Origin of the sequence: Priestia sp. TGN 0903, assembly GCF_050846855.1 — a bacterium.
GTDB lineage: Bacteria > Bacillota > Bacilli > Bacillales > Bacillaceae_H > Priestia > Priestia zanthoxyli.
In genome coordinates, this window is record NZ_JBOZGL010000005.1 from 149,045 (window position 1) to 169,888 (window position 20,844).

The 20,844-nt window shown below is 39.0% G+C and carries 17 protein-coding genes; 1 reads left to right on the forward strand and 16 read right to left on the reverse strand.

Translation table 11 applies throughout. From position 1 onward, the window contains the following. Position 1: 1 nt before the first annotated feature. From ysxE to hemA, 8 genes are all read right to left on the reverse strand, one after another. A complete protein-coding gene (gene ysxE / locus ACRPLY_RS18275) occupies positions 2-1,051 on the reverse strand; it encodes a spore coat protein YsxE (protein WP_013085128.1) in 1,050 nt (349 codons plus the stop codon). Positions 1,052-1,128: 77 nt separating this feature from the next. Then, entirely contained in the window at positions 1,129-2,268 is a 1,140-nt protein-coding gene (gene spoVID, locus ACRPLY_RS18280; protein WP_028411727.1) for a stage VI sporulation protein D, read from the reverse strand. Positions 2,269-2,415: 147 nt separating this feature from the next. Further along, positions 2,416-3,705, reverse strand: a complete 1,290-nt coding sequence (hemL, locus tag ACRPLY_RS18285; RefSeq protein ID WP_013059357.1) for a glutamate-1-semialdehyde 2,1-aminomutase — start codon at positions 3,703-3,705, stop codon at positions 2,416-2,418. 16 nt (positions 3,706-3,721) lie between these two features. Then, positions 3,722-4,702, reverse strand: coding sequence for a porphobilinogen synthase (gene hemB / locus ACRPLY_RS18290; protein WP_014458109.1), 981 nt, complete (start codon positions 4,700-4,702; stop codon positions 3,722-3,724). A 17-nt stretch (positions 4,703-4,719) separates the two neighbouring features. Next, the gene (locus tag ACRPLY_RS18295) at positions 4,720-5,493 is read right to left on the reverse strand and encodes a uroporphyrinogen-III synthase (RefSeq protein WP_257042153.1); all 774 of its coding nucleotides are present in this window, start codon (positions 5,491-5,493) and stop codon (positions 4,720-4,722) included. After that, positions 5,493-6,425: a hydroxymethylbilane synthase gene (gene hemC / locus ACRPLY_RS18300; protein ID WP_367076843.1), complete on the reverse strand. Its 933-nt coding sequence runs from the start codon at positions 6,423-6,425 to the stop codon at positions 5,493-5,495. Before hemC ends, ACRPLY_RS18295 begins: the two co-directional genes overlap by 1 nt. A 13-nt stretch (positions 6,426-6,438) precedes the next feature. After that, positions 6,439-7,272 (reverse strand): cytochrome C assembly family protein, encoded by an 834-nt coding sequence (locus tag ACRPLY_RS18305; RefSeq protein ID WP_013059361.1) that lies wholly within the window; start codon positions 7,270-7,272, stop codon positions 6,439-6,441. A gap of 14 nt (positions 7,273-7,286) precedes the next feature. Further along, entirely contained in the window at positions 7,287-8,627 is a 1,341-nt protein-coding gene (gene hemA, locus ACRPLY_RS18310) for a glutamyl-tRNA reductase (RefSeq protein ID WP_033579644.1), read from the reverse strand. A 329-nt stretch (positions 8,628-8,956) separates the two neighbouring features. On the opposite strand from hemA, the gene ACRPLY_RS18315 reads away from it, so the two are divergent. Beyond that, the gene (locus ACRPLY_RS18315) at positions 8,957-9,442 is read left to right on the forward strand and encodes a LiaF transmembrane domain-containing protein (RefSeq protein WP_013059363.1); all 486 of its coding nucleotides are present in this window, start codon (positions 8,957-8,959) and stop codon (positions 9,440-9,442) included. 93 nt (positions 9,443-9,535) lie between these two features. Here the strand turns inward: ACRPLY_RS18315 and yihA are convergent, their stop codons facing one another. The 8 genes from yihA to leuC form a co-directional block, all read right to left on the reverse strand. Then, positions 9,536-10,123, reverse strand: a complete 588-nt coding sequence (gene yihA, locus ACRPLY_RS18320; RefSeq protein WP_013059364.1) for a ribosome biogenesis GTP-binding protein YihA/YsxC — start codon at positions 10,121-10,123, stop codon at positions 9,536-9,538. Beyond that, positions 10,120-12,444 (reverse strand): endopeptidase La, encoded by a 2,325-nt coding sequence (gene lon / locus ACRPLY_RS18325; protein WP_033579643.1) that lies wholly within the window; start codon positions 12,442-12,444, stop codon positions 10,120-10,122. Before lon ends, yihA begins: the two co-directional genes overlap by 4 nt. 260 nt (positions 12,445-12,704) lie before the next feature. Beyond that, on the reverse strand, positions 12,705-14,372 hold the full coding sequence (lonB, locus tag ACRPLY_RS18330; RefSeq protein ID WP_028411731.1) for an ATP-dependent protease LonB: 1,668 nt from the start codon (positions 14,370-14,372) through the stop codon (positions 12,705-12,707). Positions 14,373-14,524: 152 nt separating this feature from the next. After that, positions 14,525-15,790 (reverse strand): ATP-dependent protease ATP-binding subunit ClpX, encoded by a 1,266-nt coding sequence (gene clpX, locus ACRPLY_RS18335; RefSeq protein ID WP_013059367.1) that lies wholly within the window; start codon positions 15,788-15,790, stop codon positions 14,525-14,527. Positions 15,791-16,174: 384 nt separating this feature from the next. After that, positions 16,175-17,461 carry a trigger factor gene (tig, locus tag ACRPLY_RS18340; protein WP_028411732.1) on the reverse strand — a complete coding sequence of 429 codons (1,287 nt, stop codon included), beginning with the start codon at positions 17,459-17,461 and terminating at the stop codon, positions 16,175-16,177. Positions 17,462-17,682: 221 nt separating this feature from the next. Beyond that, positions 17,683-18,684 carry a tetratricopeptide repeat protein gene (locus ACRPLY_RS18345; protein ID WP_033579642.1) on the reverse strand — a complete coding sequence of 334 codons (1,002 nt, stop codon included), beginning with the start codon at positions 18,682-18,684 and terminating at the stop codon, positions 17,683-17,685. Positions 18,685-18,785: 101 nt separating this feature from the next. Beyond that, positions 18,786-19,376: a 3-isopropylmalate dehydratase small subunit gene (gene leuD / locus ACRPLY_RS18350; protein ID WP_048019708.1), complete on the reverse strand. Its 591-nt coding sequence runs from the start codon at positions 19,374-19,376 to the stop codon at positions 18,786-18,788. A 14-nt stretch (positions 19,377-19,390) separates the two neighbouring features. Continuing rightward, complete coding sequence (leuC, locus tag ACRPLY_RS18355; protein ID WP_028411735.1) at positions 19,391-20,806, reverse strand: 3-isopropylmalate dehydratase large subunit; 1,416 nt, start codon at positions 20,804-20,806, stop codon at positions 19,391-19,393. Between the last annotated feature and the right edge of the window lie 38 nt (positions 20,807-20,844).

A 20,844-nucleotide genomic window follows, 5' to 3' on the forward strand; every position in this document is an offset into this window, starting at 1 on the left:
GCTATTCGTTCGCTTGGGCTTGTGCAGCTGCTTCCGCTGCCATTTTTTTTTGCTGATCTACTTCAAATATTTTAATATTGAGCTGTTCAATGTTTTTCGTCAGCCAGTATGCTCGAATAAATGACTGCATATGTTCAAGCTCCGTTTTACTTTCTTTATGCTGCCTATATTGAACGATACACTGATACAAGGGTTCTGGAAACGCTAAATAACTGTGCAAAAGCAGTCTTTCCTCTTCTCTGAGAGCAAAATGTTTTTCATACGTACTAAACCACTCATAGCTGTCATAGGTAGTTACTGGGTACGTGCGAAGAGTACGGAAATAAAATGAGACCAAATCATAAATCGGTGAAGCATCTTTTGCATGTTCAAAGTTAATAAAAAAACCATTTCCCCGTTCGTCATAGATAAAATGTTTAGCCGATAGCTTTCCATGAGACGTAACCAGCCGGATCTTTTCCTTTTCTTCCATTTCATCGTTCCACTGATCGAGCTTTCCAAAACCAAACTCAAGAGCTCTTGTCATTTCATAATAAAATGTACAGTAATGCAATTCAAACGGGGACATATACACTTTCTTCTCGCATTCTACTACGTACTGCTTCAGCTCTTCCTGACGTTTTTCCCACGTTTCTTTCATCGATGTATAATGATTTTCTATATCTTCTTTTTTTACTTCTACTTCCTGCGCCGAAGCGCCGTGAAGCTTAGCAAGCTCTTGAAATAATTTATGATATCGAATATCACGCTCTTCGGTTGGGTTATTTGGGAGCCACGGCATTAAGTAATACGAGCCGCTTTCATCTGAAACAATGGGCTGAGAACGCTTCGTTTGATAAATAGGGACAAAGCCCATCCACCCTTTTTGATACACGTTCTGCAACTTTTGAATGAAGTTCTGATTTCGCTCTTGATGATTCGCCATTTCTTTAAGCGCAAATACGCCAGTTTTTGTATAGACTTTTTTTACTTTTCCGTAGTCTTCGATAAAGTCAACATCTAAGTCATATTCTTTTAACAATACTTTGTAGTCTGCTACTGTCCGCTGCATCTATATTCTCCTTCCTCGTAAAAAATAAAGAAAACAGTTAAGACATTATATGCGTCAAAACTGTTTTCTTTCCGACTTTAACGAACGGGAATATTTAAGATGCTTCCTTCTTCCAGCTCATATTCATCTCCTAAATTATTCACTCGTAAAATGTTTTGTACATTCGTATTATAGCGGTTTGCTATCGTATCAAGCGAATCTCCGTCTTGAACAATACAAAGCTTCCACGTTGAAAAAGCTTCTTCTTCCCGCGAAAAGAGCTTTGTTAAATAAAGGGCGTTTTCATTTCGGCCGCTTTCATTTTCTTCTTTCCGAAATTCAACAATAATCTTTTCCTTTTCTTGCTCAGCCTCTTGTTGAACGTCAGCATACGTATTTAATTCACTAGCTTGCGATTCTTCGAAGCTTTCTTGCTCTTGACGAAGCTGAAAGAGCTCAATCACGTTGTCTTCTCTTTCTTCCTCGATTGGTGCCTCTTTTTTCACTTCGACTTCAAATGGTTCATATGCTTCCTCTTCATATTCCACGACCGGCTCAGCACGAGATTCTTTTTTAAATACAGATGAAAAATAACTAGGAGGCTTTTCTGAATGATCTTCTTCAATAGCCTCTGCCTCTAAAAGTGCGGGAGCTTCACGATAGCTTACGTCAAACTCTTGCTCCTCTTGTTTCTCTTCTTCTTGAGCAAAGTTTTCAGTATATACCTCTTCAGCATCGTCTGCTTCTTCATAGGAGACGATGTGCTGTTCTTCCGCAAACTCTTCCTCTTCTTCTCGTTCTTGTTCTTCATGCTGTTCCCCGTACAATCCTGTGATGGACAAGTCAGCCATTAGCTGCAGCTGATTTGTGCCTGGTAATTCATAATCAAATAAATCAATAGATACATATACATCTTCAATACTTTGAATACGATTTTTAGGAATGGTAATATCAACAGGAAATTGATGTGATAATTCAGCCGTTCCGTCTTCACGGACAGAGATAGATTGCACTTGATTCTCATTTGTATATTCGCGTAACGAGTGCTCTCCCTCGTACGTTTCGTATTCACCTGTTAATTGTAATGCTCCTCGAATAGACACATATTGGTCATATTCTTGAATAGATACTTGAGGCTCTAAGGAGATAGACAAAAGTTGTGAGACTTCCTGTCCTTTTTGAAACCATACTGATTCTTCTACGGAAAAACGCAGACATGATAAATTATCCTGCGACAAATTGTTCTCCCCCTTCCAACACCCGCCAGGTAATAGCGCGGTCATTAAAGATGTATGAACAAATAAATTAAAATATGTCTTGAAAACTAAAAAAGCTTACGGAATCCTCCGTAAGCTTCTTTATAAAAGTTATTTCTATTTAGCTGTTTATCCACGCAACTTTGAAAAAGCTTTTTCAGCTGCTGCAATTGTATGTTCAATGTCTGCATCTGTATGAGAAGTTGATAAAAACATTCCTTCGAATTGAGAAGGAGGTAAAAACACGCCTTCATTAGCCATTTCACGATAGTAAGCTGCAAAATAATCTAAATTCGATGTTTTCGCTGTTTCGTAATTTATGACCTGTTCGTTTGTGAAGAAGAAACCGATCATTGAACCAGCTCTGTTTACGGTAAACGGCACATCATATTTTTCAGCTGCTGCCATCAATCCTTCTTCTAAGCGATCTGCTTTACGAATGAACTCATCGTAGGATTGAGGTGTCAGCTGTGTTAATGTCTCGTATCCAGCTGTCATCGCAAGCGGATTACCTGATAATGTACCTGCTTGATAAATCGGGCCGCTTGGTGCAACTCGCTCCATAATTTCAGCTTTACCACCGTAAGCACCTACTGGTAAACCACCACCGATTACTTTTCCTAAGCAAGTTAAGTCAGGCGTAATGTTGTAGTAGCCCTGTGCACAGTTGTACGCTACGCGGAACCCTGTCATTACTTCATCAAAAATGAGCAGTGAGCCATATTCTGATGTGATATCACGAAGCCCTTGTAAGAAACCGGGCTGAGGTGGTACCACACCCATATTTCCTGCTACCGGTTCAACGATTACTCCGGCAATGTCATCTCCGAATTCTTTAAAAGCATATTGTACGCTTTCTAAATCATTGTACGGCACTGTAATCGTGTTTTTAGCGATTCCTTCAGGCACGCCCGGGCTATCTGGTAGGCCTAACGTTGCAACGCCTGAGCCAGCTTTAATGAGAAGAGAGTCACCGTGTCCATGGTAACAGCCTTCAAATTTTAAAATTTTGTTGCGGCCCGTATAGCCACGCGCTAAACGCAGTGCGCTCATCGTTGCTTCCGTACCTGAACTCACCATACGGACGATTTCGATTGAAGGAACGCGCTCAATCACAACTTTAGCGAGCTCATTTTCAATTAATGTTGGTGCACCAAAGCTTGTACCAGATTCCGTTACTTTTTTTACTGCTTCAACTACTTGATCGTTGGAATGTCCGTGAATTAAAGGTCCCCATGATAAGACGTAGTCAATATATTTGTTGCCGTCAATATCGTAAATCGTAGCGCCTTTTCCTCGTTCCATAAAAATAGGATCCATATCTACTGATTTAAATGCACGAACAGGACTGTTTACTCCACCCGGCATTAGTTGCTGCGCTTCTAAAAAAGCTGCTTTTGACTTTTCATAACTTCTCATGTGTAAGCCTCCTTAATTACTTGTCAGATAACCAGCGTGCTGCGTCTTTAGCATGATACGTTACAATTAAATCCGCTCCTGCACGCTTCATGCTAATTAATTTTTCAAGAACAATCTCTTTTTCATTTACCCAGCCGTTTTGAGCTGCCGCTTTAATCATTGAATATTCACCGCTCACATTATAAGCCACTACAGGTAAATTAAACGTATTTTTCACATCGCGCATAATATCTAAATATGATAGAGCTGGTTTTACAATTAAGAAATCTGCTCCTTCTTCGACATCAGATTCCGCTTCTCGAAGTGCCTCTAAGCGATTAGCTGGGTCCATTTGATATGTTTTACGGTCTCCAAATTGAGGAGAAGAATGCGCTGCATCACGGAATGGTCCGTAAAAAGCAGATGCATATTTAACAGCATAAGACATCACCGGCACATCTTCAAATCCAGCTTCGTCTAGACCGTGGCGAATAGCTGCCACGAAACCGTCCATCATGTTTGAAGGCGCAATAATATCCGCTCCTGCTTTAGCTTGACTAACCGCTGTACGCGCTAATAAGTCAAGGCTAGGATCGTTTAAGATTTTTCCGTCTTCAATTACACCACAGTGGCCATGATCTGTGTATTGACACAAGCATGTATCTGCGATAACAACAAAATCTGGAAAATTTTCTTTAATTTGACGAATACCTTTTTGGACAATTCCGTGGTCATGGTATGCCTGTGAGCCGACCGCATCTTTTTCAGCGGGAACACCAAATACCATAGCTGACTTGATTCCTAAATCGACTAACTCTTGGATTTCATCATTCAAGTAGTCTAAAGAAATTTGATCCACACCTGGCATTGATTTTACAGCATTTCTTTTTTGTTCACCTTCTACAATAAAAATAGGATATATAAAGTCTTCCGGATGTAAATGTGTTTCACGTACAAGCGCACGCATATTTACAGAATTACGAAGACGACGATGACGTGTAAATTGTAAATCTTTCATGTTAAAATCCTCCTTTATTATTCAAAACAACTAACCAACATATCTATCATACCATTTATTGTGTATGTGTTAGGAACAAGATGCTTAATTCCATATTCGCTCGCTGTCTGACTCGTAATAGGACCTATGCAAACAACTTTGGTTTCATTTATAAGCTCAAGCCAATTCGGAATATCTTTAACTGACTCGACAAAAAATCTCACTGTAGAAGAACTTGTAAAAGTAATGGCATCAATTCCTGTTTCTAAATGTTGCTTAACCAAGCGTTCAGAGCCTTGATTTCGAATGGTCTGATATACAACTAAATCCGTTACCTCACACTCTTTTAACCCATCTTTTAAAACAGAGCGGGCTAATTGTCCTCGTACAAGGAGAACTCGCTCGTGATGTAACACATTTGCTTTTAACGACTCAAGAAGTGATTCGGCAACGTATTCTTTTGGAACAAGTTGCACGTTAACATCGTATTTTTCCAGCAATTTTGCGGTTTTTTCTCCAACCGCAGCCACTTTTAATCTTTTTAAAGCACTCCGACTGATATTTAACTCTTTTAGCCATTCAAAGAAAAAAGAAATGCCGTTTTGACTTGTAAAAACAATCCAATCAAAACAGTCAATCGACAGCAGGACATCTTCCACTTCTTCTTCATTGTTAGAACGTGCAAACGTGAGGACTGGTAAGCTTAAAGGTATGCCTCCAAGCTTTTTAATCTGTGCTGCAAATGAATGAGCCTGCTTCGCTTCTCTTGTAATCAAAACTTTTTTCAAAAAAAGAGGAGCCTCATGACTCATTATTTGTCCAGCTCCTCTTTTACGCGGTCAATTAAAAGCTTAGCTCCTTGAGATGTTAAGCGACTAGCAGCTTCTGAACCGATAGCAACGGGGTCTTTTCCCGTAATGTGCTCTTTATAAATCGTTTTGCCATCAGGAGATGCGACTAGCGACGTTAGCTCAATATTTCCACCGTCTACTATACGCCCATATCCCGCAATCGGCACTTGGCATCCGCCTTCCATCTGTTTTAAAAATACGCGTTCAGCTCTAACAGCACGAGCCGTTTCATCATGATTTAAAGTTTGAAGAAGCGATAATAATTCATCGTCATTTTCTCGGCATTCGATAGCTAAAGCTCCTTGTCCTACAGCAGGAACACTTATTTCCGGCTCTAGGTACTGAGTGACCGTATCTCTCGACCAGCCCATACGAGATAGTCCTGCAGCGGCCAAGATAATCGCATCGTAATCTTCATTTTTTAATTTCTCTAGGCGTGTATCGATATTTCCTCGAATCCATTTAATTTCGATATCTGAACGCATAGATAGAAGCTGTGCCCCTCGACGCAAGCTGCTTGTCCCAATCACAGCACCGCTTGGCAGCTCCTCAAATCGCTCACCATTTTTTGAAATAAGCGCATCACGGTGATCTTCTCGTAAAGGAATACATCCAATCGTTAATCCTTCTGGCAAAACAGCCGGCATATCTTTCATACTATGAACGGCCATATCAATTTCTTTATCTAACATGGCTTGTTCAATTTCTTTTACAAAAAGACCTTTACCGCCTACTTTGGACAGCGTTACATTTAAAATTTTGTCCCCTTTTGTCACCATTTCTTTAATTTCAAACTCAAAAGGAAGACCTTGTTTTTTTAACTGTTCAATGACCCACTTGGTCTGTGTTAACGCAAGTTTGCTTCGACGAGAGCCGACAATAATTTTTCGCATGTTGTCCTCCTAATTACGAACCCCAAAAGTGAAAATTCGATAAACTGCCAAATAAAAAGAAATTAATAAGTAAGACTAAGAACAATCCAATATTCCACATCGCGATTGCCTTTCCTTGAATACCTCTACGCAGTCTAGCATACAAGTAAGCGCTGTATGCAACAAACATTAAAAATGAACCTAACACTTTTGTATCGTACCAATGAAAATCTACGTATTTAATATAAGCCCATATGATTCCTAAGATTAACGAAAGCAATAACAGCGGTACACCAATTAAAATTAATACATAGGACATGTAATCTAGCTTTGTTAAATCTTCAATTCTTAGCAAGCGCTTGCCCCATTTCTTCTTTTTCAATAAATTATACTGAACAAGATACAGAGCAGAAAAAACAAAAGAAACTGAAAAAGCGCCGTAAGATAAAATAGCCATGGTAATATGGATGATTAATAATTCTGACACAAGGCGCTCCGACTGGACAGCCGTGTATGTTTCAAGTGGAGCAAACGTATGAATAGCCATAATTAAGAAACCAATCACATTTGTAAAAAACACCATAAAATCAACGCGGAACAGGCGATTAATCACAAGTGAAAGAGTAATTAACACCCACGCGTAAAAATACAGCCCTTCAGAAACAGTAAGAATAGGAAACCTTCCCGTCTCAAACATTCGTAAAATTAAAAAGGCTGTTTGCAAAACCCATACAATAGAAAGTAACCAGAAGGCTATCGAGTTTGCCTTCCGGTTATTTTGTACAAAATCAATAAAATATAATAAAACGCTCACCGCGTATAAAATCACAATCAATTCATAGATTCTGGTTAATTCCATATCAACCATTATTCAATCCTCACTTAAGACTGATAAGCTACTGAATGAGACGTAATCGATGTATGAAGCTGCTCTTCTTTTTCTTTTTGCAAAGCAACTTCCTGTTCAATATTAAAAATCTTCATGAACAGCTCTAAAGACTCTTCAGCATGTTTCTCTCCAGCCAATTCTTTCGCGTGTAAAATTGGATCGCGAAGAAGTTGATTAATTATACTTTTTGTATGTTTATTTAACACTTTGCGCTCACGCTCAGATAAATCTGGGAGCTTACGATCAATGCTTTTCATCGTTTCAGCTTGAATGGTAAGTGCTTTTTGACGAAGTGCAGAAATAACAGGTACAACGCCTAATGTACCAAGCCAAGACTTGAAAGCAACAATTTCAGCTTCAAGCATAATTTCAATTTCATCCGCAGCTTTTTGACGCTCTTGCAAATTAGATTCTACAATCCCGTTTAAATCGTCGATATCGTATAAAAAGACCGTCTCTAGCTCATCTAGTTCTGGATCTAAGTCACGCGGAACGGCGATGTCTACCATAAACAATGGACGACCTTTACGCGTACGCTCTGCTTCACTCATCATTCGTTTCGTTACTACATAGTCATTAGCTCCTGTTGAACTAATTAAAATATCTGCTTCGCTTAAAGCATGTTGAAGATCAGCAAATGGTTTGGCTTCTCCAGAAAAACGGTTTGCTAGCTCCTGTGCCTTTTCAAATGTTCGATTCACTACCGTTACTTTTTTAGCTCCGCTGCCATATAAATTCTGCACGGCCAGCTGACCCATTTTTCCCGCACCAAGAATCAACACATGTTTGGATGATAAGTCTCCAAAAATCTTTTTAGCAAGCTCTACGGCTGCGTAGCTGACAGAAACTGCATTCGCACCAATTTCTGTTTCATGATGAGCTTTTTTGGCTAATGTCACAGCTTGTTTAAACAGCTGATTAAAAACCGTTCCAATTGTTTCTTCTTCTTGAGCAAGCAAAAAGCTTGAACGCACTTGTCCAAGAATTTGTGTTTCACCAATCACCATTGAATCTAATCCACATGCTACTCGGTATAAGTGTTCGATGGCTCCATCATTTTCATAGATGGTTAAATAAGGCGAAAACTCTTCTTTATCTATTCCGAACCATTCAGCTAAAAATGCTTTTACATAATAACGGCCCGTGTGTAATTGATCAACAACAGCATAAATTTCCGTACGATTGCATGTTGAAACAATGATGTTCTCCAAAATGCTTTTTTGGCCGCTTAACGTTTTCATGGCAGATGCTAGTTCTTGCTCATTAAAACTAAGCTTTTCTCTTATTTCAACAGGGGCTGTTCGAAAGTTTAAGCCGACTGCTATAATATGCATTTGTACATACCCCCTATAATTGAAATGTGCTTATTTATCCGAATTTGACGGGCAGTAACCCCTAAATTTCCAAAGAGCTACAGTGAGATAACTGCCCGTAAAATCCGGCGTTCTTCATTCTACTATTCGTAAAAACCGGCGGACATTACACAGATGTAATCTTCGCCTTATCTCTAACTATTATAACATGTTCTATAAGTCATTCGAAAAAAAAATGTGAACAGTCTTTGAAAACATGTGTTAAGATATTAACTGTTATTCCGTAATAAATTGTATCAAAAAAGCAGCGTTTTATCACGTTTTCTGTTTTGAAACACCTGGAGGTTACTATGAAAAAGCAATCAATGTTTTTTGGTGTCTTACTAGTTGGATTTGGAATCTTTTTCTTACTGAATGAACTACATATGAGCATTGCAGCAAAGGTATACACGTGGCCTGTACTGTTAATTTTAATAGGAGCGGCACTGTTAACTGAGTCTGCTTTATCTCAAGATCATTCAAACTTGCTTGCAAGTTACATATTAATCACTTTAGGTATTCATTTCTATGTAAGTGAACAAATTCCCTTTTGGCCTACGAATATTAGCATGGTCGTTTTTATGGTGGCCATTAGCTTTTTACTCAGTGCTAGAAAAGCCAAATCGGGCTTTTTCCAAGGCGGCACCCTTTTAATTATTGCCATTTTAATGATGTTTTCAGACCGTCTTAAACTATTTTTGCCAAAAGTTGAAGACGGCGTAAATTATTTAACAACCTTCTGGCCTATTTTATTGTTACTAGTTGGGCTATATTTATTATTTTTCAAACGAAAGTAATCTATGTAAACAAGTTAAAAAAATGGAACGTTTGACTCACTTCCTGGTAGAGTGATGATAAACGTTCCATTTTTTTAGCTTCTATTCCTTTGTTTAGTGAGTCATGCGATACTGCAAAGATTTCCACGCTTTATCTTTTCCTTCACCTGTTTCAGATGAGAAATGAATTAATTCATCATTTGGATCTAAATCCAGCGTTTCTCTCACTACTTTTAAGTGCTTCTGCCATTTTCCTTTAGGAATTTTATCGGCTTTCGTCGCAATAACCATAACGGGAAGGTCATGGTGCTTCAAAAACTCATACATCATAACGTCATCCTTTGAAGGAGCATGGCGTAGATCAACAATCATTAACACAGCTTTAAGCTGCTCACGATTTGTTAAATACGTTTCAATCATTTTCCCCCATGCTTCACGCTCTTTTTTAGACACTTTTGCAAATCCGTAGCCAGGTACGTCTACAAAGTGAAGGATTTCATTAATTAAAAAGAAGTTAAGCGTTTGAGTTTTTCCAGGCTTAGACGACGTACGCGCTAAGCTTTTGCGATTGAGCATCTTATTAATAAAAGATGATTTTCCTACATTTGAACGGCCTGCTAACGCAAATTCTGGCAGGTTTTCTTTAGGATATTGTTCAGGGCGTACGGCACTGATAACAATATCGGCTTGAGTTACTTTCATTTTACCTCTCCTACTAGCGCATGTTCCAATACTTGGTCCACATGTGACACAAGAACGATGTCTAATTCCTCTTGTACACTGTCAGGGATATCTTCAATATCACGTTCATTATCGTGAGGGATTAATATTTTAGTTAATCCGGCACGGTGTGCACTAAGTGACTTTTCTTTTAAACCACCGATTGGTAATACGCGACCTCTTAGTGTAATTTCTCCTGTCATTCCTACTTCTCTACGCACTGGTTTACCCGTTAGTGCTGATACTAGAGCAGTGGCAATGGTAATTCCTGCAGAAGGTCCATCCTTTGGTACAGCTCCTTCTGGAACATGGATATGAATATCATGTTTTTCATAAAACTTCTCATCAATTCCTAGTTTCTCTGCATTTGAACGCACGTAGCTAAATGCCGCCTGAGCTGATTCTTTCATCACGTCTCCAAGCTTTCCGGTTAGCACTAGTCTTCCTTTACCAGGGGATAAGCTTACTTCAATGGCCAGCGTGTCTCCTCCTACAGTTGTGTAAGCAAGACCTGTAGCAACGCCAACTTGATCTTCCGTCTCAGCCTGTCCGTAGCGGAACCTAGGCTTACCAAGGAATTCTTCAAGCGTTTTGGCCGTCACCACCACGCGCTTTTTCTCACCAGAGACTACGATACGAGCTGCTTTTCGACAAATGGAAGCAATTTCGCGTTCAAGGTTACGAACACCAGCTTCTCTCGTATATAAACGTATGATTGCTGTTAAGGCGTCATCGCGAATCTGCAAATTGCCCTTTTGCAATCCGTGATTTTCTAGCTGGCGCAGCAATAGGTGACGCTTCGCGATTTCAAGCTTTTCCAGCTCCGTGTAACCAGCAATTTGAATAATTTCCATTCGATCGCGCAGCGGCCCCGGAATCGTAGCTAAGTTATTAGCTGTAGCCACGAACATCACTTTTGATAAATCATACGTTTCTTCTATATAGTGATCGCTGAAATTATGATTTTGTTCAGGATCCAATACTTCTAACAAAGCAGAAGACGGGTCTCCTCGGAAATCATTTGACATTTTATCGATTTCATCAAGCAGAAATACAGGGTTAATCGTTCCTGCTTTTTTCATTCCTTGAATAATGCGTCCAGGCATAGCTCCCACGTACGTGCGACGATGACCGCGGATTTCTGACTCATCTCTCACACCGCCTAGAGATACTCGTACAAAATGACGATCTAGAGACGTAGCAATTGAGCGGGCTAGGGATGTTTTCCCTACGCCAGGAGGTCCTGCTAAACATAAAATAGGGCCTTTAAGAGATTTTGTCAACTGCTGCACGGCTAGATATTCTAATACGCGTTCCTTCACTTTTTCAAGGCCATAGTGCTCATCGTTCAGCACTTGTTCAGCATTATGAATATTGAGCGTATCTTCCGTTTCGTTTGTCCAAGGTAGCGCAATCAACCACTCGATATAATTTCGAATGACTGAGCTTTCAGCGGAGGTAGCAGGAATTTTTTCATAGCGATCCAATTCTTTAAACGCCACTTGTTTGACATGGTCCGTCATCCCACTTGCTTCAATTTTTTCGCGAAGCGTTGCTACTTCTCCTGTCTTTCCTTCTTTGTCTCCAAGCTCTTTTTGAATCGCCTTCATTTGCTCACGAAGATAATACTCTTTCTGAGTGCGTTCCATTGATTTCTTTACACGCTGTCCAATTTTTTTCTCCAGCTGCAAAACTTCTTGCTCATCTTGAATATGAGAAATGATCGTATTTAATCTTTCTTTCACATCAGTTGTTTCTAAAATTTCTTGTTTAAGCTGAATTTTTATTGGTAAATGAGAGGCTACAATATCTGCTAATCTTCCTGGTTCTTCAATGTCACTTACGGTTGAAAGAGTTTCAACGGACACCTTTTTGGAAAGTTTTATGTATTGTTCGAAATAGTCTAAAAGCGTGCGCATCAGCGCTTTATCTTCTACATCAACCTGATGTTCTTCACTTTGCTTTTCCACGTGTACAACAAAATATTCTTCGCTGTCTTCAAATTCTGTAACGGTTACGCGATTTAGTCCTTCTACTAAGACGCGCATCGTTCCATTCGGCAGCTTTAGCATTTGTTTAATTTTTGCCAACGTACCGGTTCTATATAAATCCTCTTTTGTTGGTTCATCGATACCCATATCTTTTTGTGATACTAAACAAACTAAGTGATCATCCATCATTGCTTTTTCTAATGCTTGCACAGATTTGTCTCGCCCAACATCTAAATGAAGCACCATTGTCGGATAGACGATCAAACCTCGTAAAGGCAGTAGCGGCATTGTCAATTTTTCTTTTTCTGCCATGCAATGAACACCTCCAATGCTCGTCAATTAAAGTATGTAAAGTGTGAATTCTTTTAACAATTTTATCTCATTTGTATACACATTGTCTAACAATAGTAATTACTAATTGTATCATGAGAAAGAATTAAAAGGCAAAATATATCTTTTTAAGCTCTTTTCATAAAAAAACGCCTTTTTCGTTGGCTGTGTATAAAGGTTTTATACGCGAAAAAGGCGATGAATATTCATCTGACCATTAATTTTTAATTATCATGATAGAATTAGCTAGATTCTCTATTTGGAATAGCTGGATCTACCGACAAATGTGCAACATGCTCATGTACAGACAATAGTGCTTGTTCAAACACCTCTGTTAAATGATGGACAGGAATAATATCGATACCTTTTACCTTTTCTACCATTGCATTCATATTTTCTTTTGGCACAATCACCGTCTGAACGCCTGCTTGTTTTGCTGCCTTGATTTTTGGAATTACGCCGCCAATTGGCTTTACGTTGCCGTGCAGACCAATTTCTCCTGTCATTGCTACCGTGTGTTTGATTGGGACTTCATAAATTGCTGAGTAGATCCCTGTTGCCATAGCAATACCAGCAGAAGGTCCATCGATTGGCACACCTCCCGGAAAATTCACGTGGATATCATACTCATCGGCTGGCACATCCATTGAGCGAAGAACCGTTATGACATTTTCAATTGAGCTTTTAGCCATACTTTTACGACGAATAGACTTCCCTTGAGTCCCTATACTTTCCTCTTCAACGATACCCGTAATAATAATGTTCCCTTTCTCTTTTGCAGGAATCGCTTTGACCTCAATTTCTAAAAGTGCTCCAGAGTTGGGCCCGTACACGGCTAATCCATTAATAAGCCCCACTTTTTCCTCATCTGCAATTTTCGGATCGTGTCTTGGAGATAGTTGACTAGAATGAACAATCCATTCAATATCTTCATTTTTAATGTCCGTTCGTTCCTCTGATATCGCTAGTCCAGCCGCAATTTGCATCATATTAACCGTTTCACGTCCATTGCGTGCATATGTAGAAAACAGAGATAAACCTTCTTCTGATATATCCATTCTGACTTTATTTGCTGCTTTTTTTGCAACTGTAATAATTTCGTCGCGATCAAGCTCACGGAAAAATACCTCTACGCATCTGGAACGAATGGCAGGCGGAATTTCATTAGGCGTTCTAGTCGTCGCACCAATCAAGCGAAAGTCGGCTGGTAAACCATTTTGAAAAATATCATGAATATGTGTTGGAATTTGTGTATTTTCTTCGCTGTAATAGGCGCTTTCCATAAACACTTTTCGATCTTCTAGAACCTTTAACAGCTTATTCATCTGAATAGGATGGAGTTCTCCAATTTCATCAATAAATAAAATTCCCCCGTGTGCATCTGTAACTGCTCCTTGTTTTGGCTGCGGAATTCCAGCTTGGCCCATAGCGCCTGCGCCTTGGTAAATGGGGTCATGCACTGATCCAATTAAAGGATCTGCAATGCCTCGCTCATCAAAACGCGCCGTAGTTGCATCTAACTCTACAAATACAGCTGCTTGTTTAAAAGGTGATTTTTTATTTTTCTTTGCTTCTTCTAACACTAAACGTGCTGCTGCTGTTTTTCCTACTCCAGGCGGCCCGTATACAATAACGTGCTGTGGATTAGGACCGCAAAGGGCAGCCTTTAGTGACCGAATTCCATCTTCTTGTCCGACAATATCGGAGAAGCTAGACGGCCTCACACGTTCGGCAAGCGGCTCAGTTAAAGAGATGGCTCTCATCTTCTGCAGTTGCTCCATTTCTTTCTTTGAATCCCGGTCAATTGAGACTTTTTGCGTACGCTGATTGCGTAATAAATTCCAAAAATATAAGCCAATGATGATACCAAAAAAGAGTTGGACCATTAAGGCAATATTCGTCCAGTTCATAGATAAACCTCCTGCGCAGTTTAGTAAGATAATTATCAGTTATTATCTCCCTGCAGCAGTAGGAATAAACAAGATTCTAGTAAAAAGTAAAATTTAGTTGTCCTTCATCAACAGAAAAAAGCCGGGTACTCAAATTGAGTACCCGGCTTTTTTTATGCTGATGTTTTGCTGCCTTCTTGAATAGTAGATCCGTCTTCTAATACGAACTTAGGAGCCGCTTGATCACGAACTGTTTCACCTGTGATAATACATTTTGTAATATCATCACGTGAAGGAAGATCAAACATTACATCTAACATAATACCTTCAATGATTGAACGTAGACCACGAGCACCTGTTTTACGCTCGATTGCTTTTTTAGAAATTTCTACTAAAGCCTCGTCTTCGAACTCAAGTTCAACGTCATCAAGTTCAAGCATTTTTTGATATTGTTTCACTAGTGCATTTTTCGGTTTTGTTAAAATCTCAACTAGCGCTTCTTCATCAAGAGGCACTAAGCTAGCAGTAACCGGTAAACGACCAATAAACTCTGGAATTAAACCAAATTTCAATAAATCTTCCGGTAATACTTTTGCTAGTAACTCTTTTTCTGTAAAGTCTTGTTGTTTTGTTTCTGAACCGAAACCAATTACTTTTTTACCTAGACGGCGCTTAATAATAGGTTCGATTCCGTCAAACGCACCACCGCAAATAAATAAGATATTTGTTGTATCAATTTGAATAAATTCTTGATGAGGGTGTTTGCGTCCACCTTGAGGAGGAACACTTGCTACAGTACCTTCTAAGATTTTAAGAAGAGCCTGCTGCACACCTTCACCTGATACATCACGTGTAATAGATGGGTTTTCAGACTTACGCGCTACTTTATCAATTTCATCGATGTAGATGATACCTTTTTCAGCTTTCTCCACATCGTAATCAGCTGATTGAATTAATTTTAATAAGATGTTTTCAACATCTTCTCCTACATAACCCGCTTCTGTTAGAGATGTTGCATCTGCAATCGCAAACGGTACGTTTAAAATACGAGCCAATGTTTGAGCTAGTAAAGTTTTACCGCTTCCTGTAGGTCCAATTAATGCAATATTACTTTTTGATAACTCAACGTCATCAATTTTACTGTTTGAATTGATTCGTTTGTAATGGTTGTATACTGCAACAGATAACGATTTTTTGGCATCCTCTTGACCAATTACATACTCATCTAAAATGTCACGAATTTCTTTTGGTTTTGGTACATCTTTAAATTCTACTTCTTCTTCTGTACCTAACTCTTCTTCTACGATTTCCGTGCAAAGTTCAATACATTCATCGCATATGTAAACACCTGGACCCGCAACTAACTTGCGTACTTGTTCTTGTGTTTTACCACAAAATGAGCATTTTAACTGCCCTTTTTCATCGTTAAATTTAAACATAATTTTCACCCCTTGTAGTATTTACTAAAGTGCTCGAAGCTGATTTCTATCCGCGCTATAGCCCAACAACATGAACAACTCATCTATTTGTAGGTAAATGCCCCTCTTTATCACATAGTAAAAGCGCTATGAAAAGATTTGTATTGCATTTTACCATACATTTTCTTGAATAGATACTAAAACGTTTTATGTATATGTTGTTGATGAGCATAACAGAATGAAGATCTGCTATTATATAGTGTCCTCTTATTGGGCCTATTTCATAACCACGGATTTCAAACAATGGGTTAAAGCTGCTTCTACGGTGTTGGTTATGATATAAAAAAACTATTGAAGTTTATAAAACAAGGCACGATCAAGTCGCGCCTTGTTTCTTACTTACTATTATGCAACAGCTTTGCTGTTTTCTACAAGAAATTCAACTGCTTTACGTACTTTCATGTCTTCTTTAATGCTATCAAGACTGCCAAGCACTTTCTTAATTTCTTCGACAGGCATGTTGTACATTCCTGCCATGTTTTCTAATTCTTTTTCTACTTCTTCTTCGCTTACTTCAAGATTTTCAGCTTTTGAAATAGCTTCTAGCGTTAAGTTGATTTTCACACGCTTTTCAGCATCCGGACGCATTTGGTCGCGAAGAGCTTTTTCATCTTGACCTGAGAATTGGAAGTAAAGTTCAAGGTTAAGACCTTGCATTTGTAAACGTTGTTCAAACTCTTGCATCATACGATCCATTTCAGTGTTGAACATTGCTTCTGGAATTTCTACTTCAGCATTTTCAGCAGCTTTTTCTACTAAAGTGTCGCGAAGAGCTGATTCTGCTTGGTTTTCTTTATCGCTTTGTAATTTTTCTTTTGTTTTTGCTTTTAACGCTTCTAAAGTTTCTACTTCTTCATCTACGTCTTTTGCAAACTCATCGTCTAAAGCTGGAAGCTCTTTAGATTTGATTTCGTGTAATTTCACTTGGAATTTAGCAGCTTTACCAGCTAGCTCTTCAGCGTGATACTCTTCAGGGAATGTTACTTCCACTTCTTTTTCAGCGCCTACTTCAAGACCAACTAGTTGCTCTTCAAAGCCAGGGATGAATGTGTTAGAACCGATTTCTAAAGAATAGTTTTCGCCTTTTCCGCCTTCAAATGCTTCGCCATCAACGAAACCTTCAAAGTCGATTACAGCTGTATCGCCTTCAGCTACTGTTCCTTCTTCTTTAACAACTAGTTCAGCGTGACGCTCTTGAAGTGTTTTTAATTCAGCTTCAACGTCTTCGTCTGTTACAGTTGTATCTACTTTTTCTACTTCTAAGTTTTTGTATTCGCCTAATTTAACTTCAGGCTTAACAGTTACTTTAGCAGTGAAAACTAGAGGTTGTCCTTTTTCGATTGTTTCAACATCGATTTCTGGACGATCAACCGGCTCGATACCAGCTTCAACAATTGCATTGCTGTAAGCTTCAGGTAATAAGATGTCTAGTGCATCTTGGTATAAAGATTCTACGCCAAAACGTTTTTCGAAAAGTGGACGAGGCATTTTACCTTTACGGAACCCTGGTACGTTTACTTGTTTTACAACTTTTGTGAATGCTTTATCTAAGGCTTTATCAAACTCAGCAGCTTCAACTTCTACTGTTAAAACGCCTTGATTTCCTTCTTGTTTTTCCCATTTTGCAGACATGAATGTTTCCCTCCAAAATCATTTTAAGTAGTGATTTCTAAATTAGATAATGCAGATAGCCTATCAGTTCAAACCTCAATCATTATCTATTTAACTCCCTACTACTTTAAAGTAAGTAGGAATGTAATGTAAAGATGAAATTCTACTATACGTATTTAAGTGCATTTTACAACCATTATATTATAACATACAACAATGACGTTTCAACTAAACACCACATTTTATATAAAAGAAATTTCTTCAATTTCTTTTAGCTCTTTAATTGCCTTTCGTAATTCAGCTGCAGAGAAACTTCCGTCTTCCTCTGCTACAGCTGCATCTGACTCTTCTCCTTGCATCATCAGACTAACAGCATACACCGCTTCTGTCCAAAGTTTTACATTATCACCCGGTAAAAACGGAAATGTTATAAATAAATGACGCTGCCATATTTCAACGGCAACCTGCAGCAATGTAGGATTTTCATGCTCCAGCTTTTCCGTCAGCTGCGCTTCTACTTGCTCGGCAAACAAATACGGTGTTGTTCGTTGAAGCTGAAGCGCATTTACTTTTTTCGTCTCTCCAAACTTACTAATCATAAAATCAATGTCTACTTCTTCTTCCATGACTGTTTTTAAAGCGACTGTTTTTACGATAGGGTGAATAGCTTCAGATGAAAATAGCTGTTCCAGAAAGAAGCGCTGCTTTTCAATTCTCTTTGTTTTTAATGAATGAACCCATTCAAGCTGATCTTGAATATTGTCTAGAGCTGTGAATGATTTAAACTGCTCTATCTGTTCTTCTTCTGTTTGTTCTTCTATGACTTGTTCTTGATTCATTCTATTTTTGCAGAACTCCAATAGCTGATAAAGCTGTTCAGCATGTTCAGAAGGGAGTTTGTGTTCTTGAATAACTGCTTGTAGAGTGACATATCCTTCATGATAATGACCAAGCTGAATTAACACCATGAGGTACATTTGCAAATTATGATAATAATCGCCAATATCTTCTTTCAGCATTTGCTCACATAATTCCTTAGCTATGCCTGCATCACCGAGCTCCACGTGACAAATAACAAGGCCAAGCAAAATTTCATGATGCTTATTATCAAGTTCGTAGGCCTGCTCAAATAAAGGAAGTGCTTCTTGAAATTGCTTGTGCTGCATATGTTCTGTAGCTTTTTCAACCAACCGTTCTTTTAATAGAGGAAAAGCTACAATTTTGTTTTGTTGTTCATTCGACATGTTTTCTCCCCACTTCGCGGTCCATTTGCTTTACAGTTTAGCAATTGAATTAACGGAACGCAAAAAAATCGAGCAAAATCATCATTTTGCTCGATTTTTGGTTAATATCTTACTGTTTTTGCTTCATAAGCAGAAATGTCGTCTTCAAAAGAAAGCGTATAGCCAATTTCATCATATCCGTTAACAAGCATATATTTCCAATGGCCATTGATCTCAAACGTACGTTCAAAACCTGCTTCATCGGTAATTTTTTGCTGATGAAGATCGATTGTACAGGCGTAAGAAGCACTTTGAGACTCTTTCATTAAATAGGAAACATCTTCTTTTGGTAAAATAATAGGTAAAATACCATTTTTCAGACAGTTTTGTTTAAAAATATCCGCAAATGACGGTGCGATAATGGCACGGAACCCATAGTCTAAAAGCGCCCATGGAGCGTGTTCACGTGACGAACCACACCCGAAGTTCTCGTCAGCTACAAGAATTGTTGCTCCTTGATTTTGAGGCTGATTTAGTTCAAACGTTTCATTTAACGTTTCATCTTCATTATATCGCCAATCAAAAAAGAGAAATTGGCCAAAGCCAGTACGCTCAATTCTTTTCAAAAATTGCTTTGGGATAATTTGATCAGTATCTACGTTTGCTCGGTCGAGACCTGCTACTTTTCCTGTATGGATTGTAAAAGCATTCATCTGTGTTCTCCTCCTTATCGCACCGCTTGTTCTTGTAGTTTGCGTACATCAACAAAATGTCCATATACCGCTGCCGCTGCTGCCATTACCGGGCTTACTAAATGCGTTCTGGCACCTTTTCCTTGACGTCCTTCAAAGTTTCGATTAGAAGTGGACGCACAGTGTTCGCCTTGTGGAACTAAGTCAGAGTTCATGCCTAGACACATGCTGCAGCCCGAGTCTCTCCATTCAAAGCCTGCTTCAATAAAAATAGCAGATAACCCTTCTTCTTCAGCCACTCGCTTTACTTTTTGAGAACCTGGTACAATCATCGCTCGCACATCTGGTGACACTTTCTTTCCTTTAATAAAGGCTGCCACGTCACGAAGATCAGACAAACGAGCATTTGTACATGAACCGATAAATACATGCTGAACTGGGATCTCTTCTATTGCCATGCCGGGCTGTAAGCCCATATACTCAAGTGCTCGTGACAAAGACTTTTTCTCAGCTTCTGTTGTACACTCTTCTAATGTAGGAACTTGCTTGCTAACATAAGAACTCATCGCCGGGTTTGTTCCCCATGTTACAACAGGCTCAATTGTATCTGCATCAATTTCTAGCGTTTCATCGTATGTTGCACCTTCATCTGTTGCTAAAGCTGCCCAAGCTTCCACTGCTTTTTCAAACTGTTCTCCTTTAGGAGCATACTGACGCCCTTTAATATAAGAGAAAGTAACATCATCTGGACTGATTAAACCAGCTTTTGCACCGGCTTCAATAGACATATTACAAATAGTCATGCGCTCTTCCATTGAAAGGTCGCGAATACATTCGCCCGTAAATTCTACGATTGAACCCGTTCCAAAATTCACGCCGAATTTTTGAATAATTGCTAACACAATGTCCTTAGCATAAACACCAGGCTGTTTTTTGCCATTTACTTTCACTTGTAGCGTTTTTGGTTTCGCTTGCCATAGCGTTTGCGTTGCTAAAACATGTTCTACCTCACTCGTTCCTATACCAAAAGCAAGCGCTCCAAATGCACCGTGAGTAGATGTATGGCTATCTCCGCACACAATGGTTTTTCCAGGCTGCGTCAATCCTAATTCCGGTCCAATGATATGCACAATTCCTTGCTCTTCGCTTGTTAAATCTAAAAGCTTCACACCAAACTCATGACAGTTTTCAGATAGTTTGTCTACTTGTTTCTTTGCAATCGGATCTTTAATATTAAAACGGTCAACCGTTGGAATATTGTGATCCATTGTAGCAAACGTTAAGTCCGGACGCTTCACTTGACGATTTGCCACGCGAAGACCTTCGAATGCTTGAGGAGACGTTACTTCATGAATAAGATGAAGATCGATATATAATAAGTCCGGCTTCCCCTCTTCTCGACGTACAACATGTTGTTCCCAAAGCTTATCAATAATTGTTTTTGGTTTCATACTGCTCCTCCTTTCTGATTATGAAAAACGTTTCTCAC